This is a genomic window from Myxococcus sp. CA040A, from assembly GCF_013336725.1.
GTDB classification, from domain to species: Bacteria; Myxococcota; Myxococcia; order Myxococcales; family Myxococcaceae; genus Myxococcus; species Myxococcus llanfairpwllgwyngyllgogerychwyrndrobwllllantysiliogogogochensis.
The window spans coordinates 41,850-55,171 of the sequence record NZ_JABUMR010000018.1; the positions used below are offsets into that span (position 1 = coordinate 41,850).

Genomic DNA, 13,322 nt, shown 5'->3' on the forward strand with positions numbered 1-13,322 from the left:
ACGGCGCGGTGCGTGGCCCGTGCCTCACGACACGGCCACGAACCGCCTGCGTCGCAGGTCCAGCATCCACGCCTCCAGCGCGTCCACCGCCGCCTGGGAGGGCTCCTCCGGCAACACGGAAGCCTCCAGGGCGGCATCGAGCACTTCGAAGGAGCGGGCCACCTCGGCGCGCCACTTCGCGCTGAGCGATTCGGGCAGTTCGGACTTCTCCCCGCGTCGCTTCTGCTCCACCAGTTCGTGCGCCTCCGCGAAGCCGTGGGAATCCAGCAGCTCGGTGACATCCGTCTCCACCTCGCCGGTGCGCAGCGCGTGCGTCCCGGTGAGCGTGGTGCGCAACACGTAGAGGAGCTTCTTCGCGGAGCGGAAGCCGCTCTTCTCCCACTCCCGGAGCTGACCGTAGGCGAAGCCCCGGTAGTGCCGGTGCACCCGACGCGACAACACGCCGCGCACCAGCGGCTGAAGGGCCTCCAGCTCCGGGGAGACCCTCACCGGAATGGCCCCCAGCAGGCGCTCCAGGTAGTTGCCATTGCCCTGCAAGAGTCCCTGGAGCACGGGCTGGAGTTCGTTGGACGAGTAGTCCACCTCCACGCCGTCCACCACCTGGAGCCGCTCGGCGTTGAGCTGCCGGGGCTGCAGTCCCAGCAAAAGCGCCGTGGGCGCGATGTGGATGGACTTCAGGTCCAAATCACTGTCCGGCGAGGGAAAGCCATACGCATGCGCACCCGACAAGGACACCACCAGGTGCTCTCGCTTCGCGGACTCCTCGTCGAGCACGCCGTCCGCCACCTTCCGCTCGTGCTCCGTCATGGCGCCCTTCATTCCGAATCCCTCCACTCCGTCTCCGGGGCCTCGGGCGCCTCGCGCCCCAGCGGTCCCGGTGTCTTCAACACCCAGCGTCGCGCCACCTCGGCCCCCACGCGTCGCAACAGTCGGTCCGCGCGCGCGTAGTCGGGATGCTCCGGCAGGCGACTCTCCCGTCGCGCCGCCTCCAGCTCCGGCGCCATCGCTTCCGCGTCCCGCAGCACGTCATCGAGCGGCACGCTCCCCGCCTTGATGTCCAGCAGCCGTGCCTTCAGTGCGCCCGTCGCCTCGAAGACGGGCTCGCCATGGCGCAGCCAGCCCGTGGCCGTGGAAATCAACCGCAGCAGGTTGTACGCGTTCTTCGGCCGCAGCTCCCGCGCGGAGGGAGGACGCTGCCCCCCACCTCGGGCATAGGCCGTGAGCGCCGCGAAGTCGTTCGCCGTCAACAACCCCTGGTCCCACAGCGAGCGGTAGAGCTGCTTCACGTACGTCTTCGCCGCCAGCAGCGCGTCCTGCTGCGTGGGCGCTTCACGCGGAGACACCTCGGACAGGCGCCGCGCCACCTCGTCCAGGTTCGGAGCGGGCTCCTCGCACAGCCACTCCAGCAACAGGTCCCGGTGCTCGGCCAGCCGCTGGCTGCGCGTGAGCTTGTCCAGCTGACTCATGGCGTAGCGCCCGAAGCTGCCGAAGATGGCCTGCGAGGCGAACGCCTCGCGCTCCGCGAGGAACCACTCGCCCAGTTCGTCCAGCGCCCGGGCTCCCGGCACGAACAGCGTCTCCAGCGTGTTCGGGTCCGCCCGCAGCGCCTGCTCCACCGCCTTGCGCGTCTCCCAGTAGGTGCTGCTGCCATCGGCGCTCACCAGGTCCATGGGCGCTTCGACCAGGCCGAAGGTCCAAGAGAGCGGCAGCGCGAAGACGCCACGCACGTCCACGTCGGACTGCGCGTTCGCCAGTCCCCACGCATGGCTGCCCACGCGCGTCTCCAGCACCACGCAGGGCACCAGGGACTGCCACGCCGCCTCGCGACGCCGCGCGAACTGGACCTGCCCCGGACGACGAGGCACCAGTTCCTCACGCGTGAACCAGACCTCGCCCACGCCGACAATCTGGATGTCGAGCCCGCCATCCCGGGCGCGCACCACGCGCCCCACCACGCCCTGGGGAATGCGGCGCCCGCCCGAGGCCAGGCGCTCCACGCGCGTCGTCACCTCGGTGCCGTGCGGCAAGGGCACCGACAGCCGGTCCACCTGCTCCAGCCCCCGGATGCGAGAAGTCCCCGAGCGGGGAGGGTCCGTTGGAGAGTCGCTCATCGTTCACCTCGAAGTGGAAGTCGCGGTCGGCCAGGGACGGCGCGAAGCCCGAGGGGCTGACCACCCCGTCGGCTCAGCTCCGGGGCACCGTCGTCCCGATGCTCTCACGCAGCCGGGACAGCAGCCTGCGAGCCGTCTCCAGCTCCGCCCGGCAGCGGTCCAGGCGCTCCGCCATGTCGGCGACCTCGCCCGCGTCCGCGCGCAATTCGATGTCCCGGCACTGCGCCTCCAGCCCCGAGGCGCCGAACCATGCCGCGTTGGACTTGAGGGTGTGCGCCGCGCGGCTGACATCATCCAGCAGCCCATGCCGCAACGCCGTGTACGCGTCTTCGAGCAGGGCCGGCATGCTGAGCAGCGCGGTGTCGATGAGCTCCGGGAGGATGTTCCCCGCCTGGGTGCCCAGCTCCCGCCACAACCGCGCCAGCGCGGCGGGCTGCAGGCCGGGAATGCGCGCCGCCACCGGCACGATGTCCTCGTCGAGCGGTACCTCCACGAGCGCGCCACGCTCGGGTCTGGAGCGCGTGCCGCCCTGCGGCCGCGGCGTCTGACAGCGCACCAGCGCGGCGGTCAGCGCCTCCACGCGGATGGGCTTGGCGAGGAAGTCATCCATCCCCGCCTCGAAACACTGCTCGCGGTCGGAGTCCATCGCGTTGGCCGTCATCGCGATGACCCAAGGCTGCACGTTGGGCGGCAGCTCCTGACGCAGCCGACGCGTGGCCTCCAGCCCATCCATCTCCGGCATCTGCAGGTCCATGAGCACCACGTCGAAGCGCTGACGCATGGCCCACTGGAGCGCCTCGCGACCGTTGGACGCGGCCTGCACCGGGTAGCCCAGTCGATCCAACATCAGGCTGGCCAGCCGCTGATTGGTGGGGTTGTCCTCCGCCAACAGGATGCGCAGGGGCACGCGGTCTCCCGGACGGTCCCTGGGGATGGGCGCCCCCGTGGCGGCGGACTCCGCGCGAGCCCGGGCCACGTCCTGGGAGAAGCAGGACATCAACGTGTCATGGAGCTGGGAGGCTTTCATCGGGCGGGACAGCACCCCTGTGAAGAGGCCCGGCGGCGGCACCGCGCGACGACCGGGCGAAGTGAGCAGCAACAAAGGCAGCGCCCGCAGGTCCTCGCGCTCACGGATGCGCGCGGCGAGCGAAGGCCCGTCCAACCCCGGCATCTGATGGTCGATGAGCACGACGTCGAAGCCCGCGCCTGGCTGGAGCTTCGCGAGCGCCTCCATCCCCGAGCCCGCCTCCACCGGCACCGCGCCCCAGGTCTGGAGCTGCCGTCCGAGGAGCCGCCGGTTGATGGCGTTGTCGTCGACGATGAGCACACGCCGGCCTTGCAACAGCGGCTGGTCCGCGCGCAGGTACCCGGCGGTCGTCTGCGGCGCGGCCTGCACGGTGAGGGAGAAATGGAACGTGGCGCCCTTGCCCGGCACGCCCTCGCTCTCCACCCAGATGCGTCCACCCATCGCCTCCACCAGGCGCTTGGAGATGGCGAGCCCCAGGCCCGTGCCACCGAACTTGCGCGTCACCGAGACGTCCAGCTGGTTGAAGGGCTGGAAGAGTCCCTTCTGCTTCTCCTCGGTGATGCCGGGCCCCGTGTCCTGCACGGAGAAGGTGAGTTCCCAGGGAGCGTCCGGAGCTTCCTTGCGGCGCGCGCCGTCCACGGAGACGACGGCGCCTCCGGATTCGGTGAACTTGAGCGCGTTGCCCACGAGGTTGAGCAGCACCTGACGCAGCCGCGAGGCATCGCCCATCACCACCTGCGGCACCTGCGGCGAGATATCCGCGCCCAGGTCCAACCCCTTCTCGCTGGCGCGCACCGCGAGCAGGTCCAGCACCGACTCCACGCACTGCCGCAGGTCGAACGGGTGCGGGTCCGTCTCGAAGCGGCCCGCTTCAATCTTGGAGAAGTCCAGCACGTCGTTGAGCAGCGTGAGCAACGCCTCGCTGCTCTGACGGATGGTGGAGATGAACTCCCGCTGCTCCACCGTCAGGTGCGTGTCCAGCATCAGCCCCGTCATGCCGATGATGGCGTTCATCGGCGTGCGAATCTCGTGGCTCATCGTCGCCAGGAACAGGCTCTTGGCCTGGTTGGCGGACTCGGCCGCCTGGCGCGCGCGCTGGAGGTCGGTGATGTCGTGGTAGATGGCGATGAAGCCCAGTTGCCGTCCGCCCACCGACACCGGCAGCGCGAGCAACTCCACGTCGACGATGGTGTGGTCCTTGCGCAGCCGCCGGGTGACGGAGTGCACGCGGCCTCGCTGCGTGACATCTCGCTGCGCCTTCTTCGCGTCGGGGAGGACGGTCTCCTCCGTGGCGACGAGGTCGAAGATGTGTTTGCCCAGCGCCTCCTGCGGCGTGTACCCGAAGAGGCGCTCGGCGGCGGGGTTCCACGAGAGCACGATGAACTGGCGGGTGATGGTGACGATGGCCACCGGGCTGTTGCGCACCACCGCCTCGAAGAACTCCTTCTGCTGGCGGATGGACGCTTCCACCTCCAGGCTTCCGCGCATGTCCTGGAGCTGGAGCACCCAGCCGAGCGGGGCGCCTTGCGCGTCCACCTGGGTCAGCGTCTGCACGCGCAGGTAGTACGCGGGCCCCGTGCCACCCGGACGCTGCCCGGCGAGCTCCGTCTCATGGGGCGTGTCCGGCGAGCCTCGCGTGTCCGGGGGACGCCAGCCCGACAACAGCCGCGTCACCGCCATGCCCACCAGCTCCGCGCGGGGGCCGAAGATGCGCTCCGCCGCGCGGTTGACCTCCTGGATGAGGTGCGTGGCGTCGAGCACGAGCACCGCGTCGCGCGCGTGCTCGAAGACGGTGGAATGTGCTCTGGACGCCAGGTCGGTCACCGTTCCCCCTCCCGTCGCGAGTGTAGGTCAGCTCGGCCCCCCGTCACTATTTAGGGGCGCTCGAACAGATGATGGACCCCACCATTCCCAAAAAGAGGGCTCGTTGGGAGCCGCTCCCCGTGGGCCTGGGTCCTCTCCAGGTTGAACCCGGCCGGTGACCGCGCACTCGCCAGTCACCTTCCGCCCCGGAGAGGGCCCTGCGCGGCGGACGTGCTTCGTTCCTTGCTAGCGGCTGGTCCACCACACCTTGAACTGGCTCCAGGAGATCTTCCCCGTGCGGTCCGTGTCGACGATGTCGACGGCGATCTCCAGCTCCTCGTCCGTGACGTTCTGCCCGAGCGCTTCCAGCAGCCGCGCGAACTCGGTGCGCTCAATCGAGCCGGTACGGTTGCGGTCGTAGCGCTGGAAGATGTCGAGCAGCTCGTTGCCGGAGCTGGTCAGCTCGTCCACCGCCGCGTGGACGGGCGCCAGGGGTTGGATGCCGGCGGATGAGGTCTCCACCTCCTCGACGAAGGGCGAGCCCGTGGCGGGGCGCTCGTCCCAGGCAACCGAGGTGACCTCGACGGACGGCGACGCGGGCGCCTTCCGGGAGACCGCGCGCCGGGGCGATGGGGACGTCGAGGTCCTGCCTCCGCTCGAAGGCACGGACGTCGTCTTCGCGGCACTCGTGCGCGCCGTGCCCTTCTTCGCGGCGCTCTTTCGAGTCGCGCCTGTCTTCGCCGTGCTCTTGCGCGCCGCACCCTTCTTCGCGGCGCTCTTTCGTGTCGCGCTCTTCTTCGCCGCGCTCTTGCGAGCCGCGCCCTTCTTCGCGGCACTCTTTCGAGTCGCGCTCTTCTTCGCGGGGGCCTTCCGTGTCGCGCTCTTGCGAGTCGCGGCCTTCTTCGGGGTGGAGGCGCGCCGGGATGACTTCTTCGCAGCACTGGTCTTGCGTTTCTTCGTCGCCATGGGTGACTCCTCCTGGGCGGCGCGCATCGTAGCGCTCTCCCGGTGCGGGTCGGCAGCCCCCTGCGTGCAGGTAAGCCCCAGCCTGCCCTCCCCTCCCGACAGCCCATTCCGCCTGGCCCGCATGCCCGGTCTCCGGAATCTGGCGGGCTCCGCGGGGTTGTTGCCCATGCCCTCTCTCCGAGCGACCAGCGTGCCACCAGGTCGCTCGGCACCCAGGCCGCGTCTGCTCGGAACGGGCTGCCGGAGAGGCCTCGAGGACAAGGTCCGACATGACCCACCCGCTCTGACGTCCCCTTGATACCCTGGAACCCTGGCAGACAAACTGTTAGCAGGCCGAGCGTCGGCCCTCCTGACTGCTCGCGGCGACAACGCGGTAGAAAGAGGGCCCCGCCAGATGTTCACATGCCACCGCGCGCTGCGAGTAGGGCCGCACCGCGCGCGTTTCGAGACACCCGCCCGAGCCCCATCAGGACTTCCGCCTCTGAATGAATGACTCGCTAGAGACCCTCCTCGCCGACGGAATCATCGAGGCCGTCATCGGCCAGTTGAAGACCGGTAAGGAAGCGGAGGTGTGGCTGGTTCAGCACTCCGGGCAGGTGGTCGCAGCCAAGTTGTACAAGCAGCGCCACGAGCGGAACTTCCGCAACAACGTGGGCTATCGGGAAGGGCGCGAGGTGCGCAACTCCCGGACGCGTCGCGCCATGGAGAAGGGCAGCCGCTTCGGGCAGGCCGCTTCCGAGGAGGCATGGAAGAGCGCCGAGGCCGACTCGCTCTACAAGCTGCACGCCCAGGGCGTGCGCGTGCCGACGCCGGTGATGTTCTACGAGGGCATCCTGCTGATGGAGCTGGTGCTCGACGCGCAGGGACAACCCGCGCCCCGGCTGGTGGAGGCTCCTCCGGCGACGCCCGAGGAAGCGCAGGCGATGTACGTGGACCTGCGGGCCCAGGTGGTCAGCATGCTGTGCGCCGACCTCATCCATGGGGACCTGTCGCCCTACAACATCCTGATGGGCTACCTGGGGCCCACCATCATCGACTTTCCGCAGACCATCGCCGCCGCGCGCAACAACCGCGCGGAGTTCTACTTCCGGCGCGACCTGGACAACGTGCGCGAGTTCCTCGCGGGCATCGCGCCCTGGCTGCACGGCGCCGGGGGCGACACGAGCGAAATCTGGAGCGCGTACACGCGGCGTGAGCTCACGCCCTCGTTCGTTCCCTCCGGCAGCTTCCGCGAGGGGCCGCGTCGCAATGCTGGCGCGGGCCGGGGAGCGAGCCGCCCCGTCCATGCGCAGCCGGTGGAAGCGCCCCCAGAGGCGCCCATGACGCCCGAGGAGGCCGAAGAGGCGGAGCTGCGCGCGCTGGAGGCATTGGTGCTCCGGCAGGGTGGTGGTGAGCGGAGCAAGCCTCCCGCGGCCCCAGCGCCGCGAGGCGGACGCCGCGGGCCCGGTCGGTCGCCGCCACGTTCCGGAGGCAATCGCCCGAAGGCTCCCGCGTCGGCGCCGCGAACGGGTGGCGCTGGCGATCAGCGAAATGCCGCGCGCACGCCGCAGGGTGGTCAGCACTCGGGTGGACCGCGCTCGGCGCCGGCTGAGCAGCGCAATGGGAGTTCACGCGCGCCTCAGGTCGAGCAGCGCAACGGGAGCCCTCGCTCGCCTCAGGTCGAGCAGCGCAATGGGAGCCCTCGCTCGCCTCAGGTCGAACAGCGCAACGGGAGCCCGCGCTCCGTGCCGGGTGAACAGCGCAGCAGCAGCTCTCGCTCGGCTCAGGTCGAACAGCACAGCGGGAGCCCTCGCGCTCTCCAGTTCGAGCAGCGCAACGGAAGCCCACGCTCGCCTCAGGGTGAACAGCGCAACGGAAGCCCCCGCGCCGCGCCGGATGAGCAGCGCAACGGAAGCCCCCGCTCGCCTCAGGGTGAACAGCGCAACGGAAGCCCCCGCTCGCCGCAGGTTGAACAGCGGAGCACCAGCCCGCGCTCCGCGCCGGATGAGCAGCGCAACGGGAGCCCCCACTCGCCTCAGGTTGAACAGCGCAGCACCAGCTCGCGCTCCGCGCCGGGTGAGCAGCGCAACGGACGCACGCTCTCGCCTCAGGACGAGCAGCGCCACGGAAACACGCGCTCCGCGCCGGGTGAGCAGCGCAACGGAAGCACGTTCTCGCCTCAGGACGAGCAGCGCAGCGGTGGTCCGCGAGGCGCGAGTGATCCTCGCAACGGCGGTCCCCGTGACGCTCAAGGAGAGCCCCGCAACGGTCGGGCGGCTCGCGCGTCGGGGGACTCACGCAGCGGAACCCCGCGTGCCTCGGACGAGTCGCGCAACGCAGAACCTCGCTTCTCGGATGACTCGCGCAACGGGAACACTCGCGCTTCGGATGCTCCGCGCGGCGGTCACCCCCGTGCCTCGGACGAGTCGCGCAACGCAGAACCTCGCTTCTCGGATGACTCGCGCAACGGGAACACTCGCGCTTCGGATGCTCCGCGCGGCGGTCACCCCCGTGCGTCGGACGACTCGCGCAATGGCGGCTCTCGCGGCGCGGCTGAATCACGCAATGGAACGCCTCGCGCTTTCGATGGCGAGCAACGGAACGGCAACGGCTCCCGCACCGCGGATGAATCGCGCAACGGCAGCCCGCGCACCCGCTCCAGCGAGCAGCACTCCGCCCCGGGCGAACACCACCGGGCCCCGAGAGAACAGTCCGGAGTGGACAACACCCGCCCGGCTTCGGGAGAGCAGCGCCGTGGCTCCTCACGTTCCGCGCAGGGCGAGCAGCGCGACGGGGGCCCTCGGTCCACACAGGGAGACTCACGCAGCGGCCCACGCGCCCCCCAGGGGGATTCCCGCAACGGCACGCCTCGTGAGCAATCCTCCGCGCCAAACGGACGTCACGGCAACGAGGTCCAGGCTGGCGCCGAAAGCCCCTTCCCCGAGTCGCGGCAGCGACCTGCCCGGAACGAGCAGCGAGGTGGCAATCGGGGCAACGGCAGGGCCTCACTGCCTGTCGTGGAGGCCCGCCCCGAGACGAACGCACCTGATGCCAATCCCGGCGGCAACACGCTGCGAGAGCCTCGGCAGAATGGGCCCGGCCCCCGGCAGCAACGTTCCGCTCCGAACCGGGGCGGCGGCTCCCGTGCTCCTCGCGGCGGTCCCCAGGTGAGCTACGTCGCTCGTAACAACAACCCTTCGGACTCGGGCCCGACGGAAACCGGCTCCTGACCAGCCCGTAGGACCCAGGCCCGGTGAGCACTTCACGTCACCGGGCCTGGGTCCACTCCAGCGACGGCGAGCAGCACCCGGTCACCCGACGCGAACGACCACCTTCCCGAAGTGGGCGCCGCTCTTGAGGTGATGGAACGCCGCCACCGCCTCGTCGAAGGCGAAGACGCGGTCCACCACGGGACGGACCGAGTGCTGCGAGAAGGCACGCACCAGCGCCTCGAAGCCCTGACGATGCCCCACCAGGATTCCCTGCACGCGAAGGTTCTGCATCAGGATGGACGTCAGCGGCACGGCGCCCGAGCCACCGCTCAGCACGCCGATGACGGACACCGTGCCCCCGGGCCGCACCGCGCGCAGTGACTTCTCGAACGTCCCGGCCCCACCCACCTCCACGACGTGGTCCACGCCCGCGTTCCCGGTGAGCGCCCGCGCCGCCTTGTCCCAGTCCGGCGTCGTCACGTAGTTGATGAGGTCGTGCGCTCCCAGCGCACGTGCTCGCTCCAGCTTGTCGTCGCGACTGGAAGTGATGATGACGCGCGCGCCCAGCAGCTTCGCGATCTGCAGCGCGAAGATGGAGACGCCGCCCGTGCCCTGGAGCAACACCACGTCTCCCGCCTTCAACGCGCCATAGGTCACCAGCGCGCTCCACGCCGTGAGCGCCGCGCATGGCAGCGTCGCCGCCTCCTCGTCCGACAGGTACGCGGGCGTGAGCACCACCCCGTCCTCGTGCAGCACCATCGTGTCGCCCAGCGCGCCGTCCAGCGGCCCCCCCAGCGTGTGCTGCTGCGCCGTGCGCGTCGGCTCACCCGCGGGCCACGCCTGCGAGAACAGGCCCATCACCCGGTCTCCCGGCTTCACGCGCGTGACGCCCTGCCCCACCGCGTCCACCACACCCGCGCCGTCCGAGTTGGGAATCAGCGGCAGCTTCTGCCTCGGGTTGTAGCGACCTTCCACCATCATCAGGTCGCGGTAGTTGAGGCTCGTCGCCTTCACCCGCACCCGCACCTGGAACGGGCCCGGCTCGGGGTCCGGCCGCTCGCCCAGCACCAGCTTGTCCAACCCGAATCCGCCTCGAATTTCATAGGCCCGCATGGGTCGGGTTCTACCGCGCCCACGCCCCAGAGTGGGAGTCGCGCTCGCACACGGAGGGCGCCTACACTCCCCGCCTCATCGTGAACGCCCTCTTCCTCATCTGCGCACTGCTGGCCTCCGCGCCCGGCCCTCGCTTCCCCCAGGGCACCGCGCGCATGGAGGTTGGCCCCGCGCCGCACGGGCTCCCCGACTGGAGCGTCCAGCGCTGCGCGGAGTGCCATGCACCCCAGGTCGAGGCCTGGAAGCGCAGCGGCCACGCCACCGCGCGCACGGACGATGTCTTCCAGGTCGCCATCACCGAGGACCGGCCCGCCTGGTGTGTCCAGTGTCACGCCCCGCTCGCGCGGAACCTCGAGCGCGGCGCGCTTCCCACGGGCAGCCCTCCCGAGGAGCACGGCGTCACCTGCGCGGGCTGTCACGCCCCCCTCGGTGACGCGAAGGCCGCCCCCGCGATGCCCTGCGCGGGCTGTCACCAGTTCGGCTTCCCGGTGCTCCAGGGCGATGGCCAGCGCGTCCGGCTTTCCGACACCCAGTGGCAACAGGACACCGTGGGCGAATGGACCCGGTGGCGCAAACAGACGGGGGACACGCGCCACTGCACGAGCTGTCACATGCCTCGCGGCGACCACGGACTGGGCGGCACCCGTCGCACGGAGTCCCTCAAGGCCGCGCTCGTCGTGGAGGCCGTGGACGGCGCGCTCCTGCTCTCCACGCGCGATTTGGGCCACGCCTTCCCCTCCGGTGACGTCATGCGCTGGGTCAGCGTGGAGGTCTCGGACCAACCCCTCTTCGAGTCCTCGCGCACCGTGGCCACGCTGGGCCGTCGAATTGAAGTGCGCTCCTGGCCACCGGAGCCGCTACCGCACCTGGGCGCCGTCGAGGACACCCGGCTGCTTCCGGGCCCGCCTCGCCGCATCCGCATGCCCGCGGGCGCGCGTTATGCCCGCGTCGTCTACCACCTGGTGTCCCGAGAGCAGGAAGACTCGGGACTCTATCCCCCGGGGCTCTCACAGCTGGTGCTGTGGGCCGCGCCCCTTCCCTCGACCCGCACACCCCTGGAGCGCAAGCCATGATTCTCCTGTCGCTCATCCTCGCCGCCGCGCCGCCGGTCCTCCTGGAGCCCGACGCGGGCACCGCCCACCGCCTGCATCCCCGCCGCGTGACGGCGTCCTCCTTCCTGGAGAACGGCTGGAACAAACACGCCCAGAACTACCTCCCCCTCTACGTCGCCGACGATGACCCGGCCACCGCCTGGGTGGAGGGCGCCAAGGGACGCGGCGAGGGCGAGGCCATCGAGTGGTGGGGCCCGGAGCTGACGCGCGCGAAGTCCTTCCGCGTCTTCCTGCGCAACGGCTACCAGAAGACGGACAAGCTCTACCGGGCCAACGCCCGTCCCAAGGGTGTGAAGCTGGAGCCGCTCGTCCAGGGCGAGACGGGGCCGCAGACGACGGGCACCGCCGTGGAGGTGGAGCTGAAGGACGTGCTCGGCTGGCAGGAAATCCCCCTGCCCGTGCCCGGCAAGGTCCAGGGCGTGCGGCTCACCCTCGTGTCCACCTATCCCGGCGCGTCGTACGACGACACCTGCCTGAGCGACCTGCGCGTCTACGTGGAGGGCGAGGACCCCTACAAGGCGGAGATGGAGACGGCCGCCTTCGAACAGGTGCGCGCCTACGCGTACGAGCGGAAGATGGCCGCCGCGCGCAACGACACACAGGCGAAGCTGGAGTGGGCGCCTCGCTACAAGACCGAGGACCTCTTCATCCAGAAGAACACCGAGAAGCAGCAGGAGGTCTTCTACCAGACGGAGCGCACCCCCACGAAGTGGCTGGCCCAGGTGAAGGTGAAGGACTCCTACAAGGCGGAGTTGGCTCGCGCGAAGGCCGCGGCGGCGCTGTTCGACCGCGCCAGCCTGAACCTGGACGGCGACAAGTCCGAGGCCCGCTCGAAGTGGGTTCGCGTGAGGCCCGCGCTGCTGCGCCCGCAGAAGGCCGCCGCCAGTTCAGCGCTGTCCTCCATGGATGACCCGGGACTCGTGCGGGTCGCCGGTCTGCTGCACCTGGCGGATGCGTCCTTCTTCGAGTCCGACGCCACCCAGGCCCAGATGCGCGCGAAGATCGCCAGCACCCACAAGGCCGAGTCCCGCGCGCTCGCCGCCTGCGTCAAGCAGTGTGAAGCGGACCGCAAGGGCCGGACGCTCTCCGAGCCCGAGGAGATCTGCGGCTGCGATGAACAGTGCATGGGCTGCATGGGTGACCGGGAGCCCGAGCTGAGCACCCGGAGCGAACAGCTCAAGCACCAGCTCACCGGTGGCGAGTACGTCCAGGGCTCGCTCGCCCAGCCCACCGCGTTCCTGCGCGGCCTCAGCGAGGAGAACGGCAGCCGCGAGTCGTGGATCTCCTTCCGCCAGACGCTCGTCACCTACTCGGGCGAGAAGGCCGACACGGTGCTCGTCTTCGGAAACCGGAACGCGGAGGATGGCGGAGAGCCCGTCTTCGTGCACGTGCTCGACTGGAGCGAGTCCGGGGGCAAGGCGAAGCTGAGCGCCATCACCACCTTCATCATCGGCCTCGAATCGGTGCGCGTGCTTCGCTACCGTCCCGCCACCAACGCCTGAGCCTCCAGTCGCGCCACGGCCTGCCGGGGGGTGAGGATGACGAAGGGCATCCCCTGTCGGTCCGACATCGACAACACGCGCTTGTCCTTGCTCACCAGCCACGCGGCCCCCGCCCGGGCGGCCAGGAGGAGGAACTTCTGGTCGTCCCGGTCCTTGCAACGAGGCAGCTCCAGCGCAGGCCCTGACGCGTCCGGCGGGAGCACCTTCACGCGAGCCCGGTAGTGTTCCAGGGCCGTCCTCCGGCCCTCCAGGTCTCGCCCCGGCAGGAAGTGGCGCGACGCCAACACGAAGCCCAGCTCCGCCAGCGTCGCGTCCTCCGCCCACGCCTCCAGCGCGCCCGCCTCCAGCGCCGTGTGGAGCACGCGCAGCGCGGGGTCCTCGAAGACGTACAGGTCCAGGACGACGTTGGTGTCGAGCACCACGGGGAGCGGAGGCGTCAATGGGGACATTCGGGTTCCTGGAGGCTGCGGTATGCTCGCCCGGCACTGCGTGAGGGG

At 70.2% G+C, this 13,322-nt stretch carries 9 protein-coding genes; 3 read left to right on the forward strand and 6 right to left on the reverse strand.

What is annotated here, in order from left to right; genetic code table 11:
- Positions 1-24 precede the first annotated feature (24 nt).
- The 4 genes from HUA75_RS43695 to HUA75_RS43710 form a co-directional block, all read right to left on the reverse strand.
- Positions 25-819: a DNA polymerase beta superfamily protein gene (locus HUA75_RS43695; protein ID WP_174489822.1), complete on the reverse strand. Its 795-nt coding sequence runs from the start codon at positions 817-819 to the stop codon at positions 25-27.
- On the reverse strand, positions 816-2,111 hold the full coding sequence (locus tag HUA75_RS43700) for a DNA polymerase beta superfamily protein (protein WP_141644609.1): 1,296 nt from the start codon (positions 2,109-2,111) through the stop codon (positions 816-818). Before HUA75_RS43700 ends, HUA75_RS43695 begins: the two co-directional genes overlap by 4 nt.
- 73 nt (positions 2,112-2,184) lie before the next feature.
- A complete protein-coding gene (locus HUA75_RS43705; RefSeq protein ID WP_174489823.1) occupies positions 2,185-4,962 on the reverse strand; it encodes a response regulator in 2,778 nt (925 codons plus the stop codon).
- Between the two features lie 225 nt (positions 4,963-5,187).
- A complete protein-coding gene (locus tag HUA75_RS43710) occupies positions 5,188-5,907 on the reverse strand; it encodes an EF-hand domain-containing protein (protein ID WP_174489824.1) in 720 nt (239 codons plus the stop codon).
- 485 nt (positions 5,908-6,392) lie between these two features.
- Between HUA75_RS43710 and HUA75_RS43715 the strand changes: the two genes are divergently transcribed.
- On the forward strand, positions 6,393-9,116 hold the full coding sequence (locus HUA75_RS43715; RefSeq protein WP_174489825.1) for an RIO1 family regulatory kinase/ATPase: 2,724 nt from the start codon (positions 6,393-6,395) through the stop codon (positions 9,114-9,116).
- Between the two features lie 81 nt (positions 9,117-9,197).
- On the opposite strand, the gene HUA75_RS43720 is transcribed toward HUA75_RS43715, so the two are convergent.
- Positions 9,198-10,211: an NAD(P)-dependent alcohol dehydrogenase gene (locus HUA75_RS43720; protein ID WP_174489826.1), complete on the reverse strand. Its 1,014-nt coding sequence runs from the start codon at positions 10,209-10,211 to the stop codon at positions 9,198-9,200.
- Positions 10,212-10,291: 80 nt separating this feature from the next.
- Here HUA75_RS43720 and HUA75_RS43725 point away from each other — a divergent pair, with 80 nt between their 5' ends.
- Complete coding sequence (locus HUA75_RS43725) at positions 10,292-11,284, forward strand: multiheme c-type cytochrome (RefSeq protein WP_371746330.1); 993 nt, start codon at positions 10,292-10,294, stop codon at positions 11,282-11,284.
- Positions 11,281-12,825 carry a hypothetical protein gene (locus HUA75_RS43730; protein ID WP_141644175.1) on the forward strand — a complete coding sequence of 515 codons (1,545 nt, stop codon included), beginning with the start codon at positions 11,281-11,283 and terminating at the stop codon, positions 12,823-12,825. The genes HUA75_RS43725 and HUA75_RS43730 overlap by 4 nt, the downstream gene beginning before the upstream one ends.
- Here the strand turns inward: HUA75_RS43730 and HUA75_RS43735 are convergent.
- Positions 12,801-13,274, reverse strand: coding sequence for a putative toxin-antitoxin system toxin component, PIN family (locus HUA75_RS43735; RefSeq protein ID WP_174489827.1), 474 nt, complete (start codon positions 13,272-13,274; stop codon positions 12,801-12,803). The two genes, HUA75_RS43730 and HUA75_RS43735, sit on opposite strands and share 25 nt — an antisense overlap.
- Positions 13,275-13,322 lie beyond the last annotated feature (48 nt).

Coding starts and splice junctions, on each gene's coding strand:
- HUA75_RS43720 (WP_174489826.1), bottom strand. CDS start 10,211: ATGCGGGCCTATGAAATTCGAGGCGGATTCGGGTTGGACAAGCTGGTG.
- HUA75_RS43735 (WP_174489827.1), bottom strand. CDS start 13,274: ATGTCCCCATTGACGCCTCCGCTCCCCGTGGTGCTCGACACCAACGTC.
- HUA75_RS43715 (WP_174489825.1), top strand. CDS start 6,393: ATGAATGACTCGCTAGAGACCCTCCTCGCCGACGGAATCATCGAGGCC.
- HUA75_RS43710 (WP_174489824.1), bottom strand. CDS start 5,907: ATGGCGACGAAGAAACGCAAGACCAGTGCTGCGAAGAAGTCATCCCGG.
- HUA75_RS43700 (WP_141644609.1), bottom strand. CDS start 2,111: ATGAGCGACTCTCCAACGGACCCTCCCCGCTCGGGGACTTCTCGCATC.
- HUA75_RS43695 (WP_174489822.1), bottom strand. CDS start 819: ATGAAGGGCGCCATGACGGAGCACGAGCGGAAGGTGGCGGACGGCGTG.
- HUA75_RS43730 (WP_141644175.1), top strand. CDS start 11,281: ATGATTCTCCTGTCGCTCATCCTCGCCGCCGCGCCGCCGGTCCTCCTG.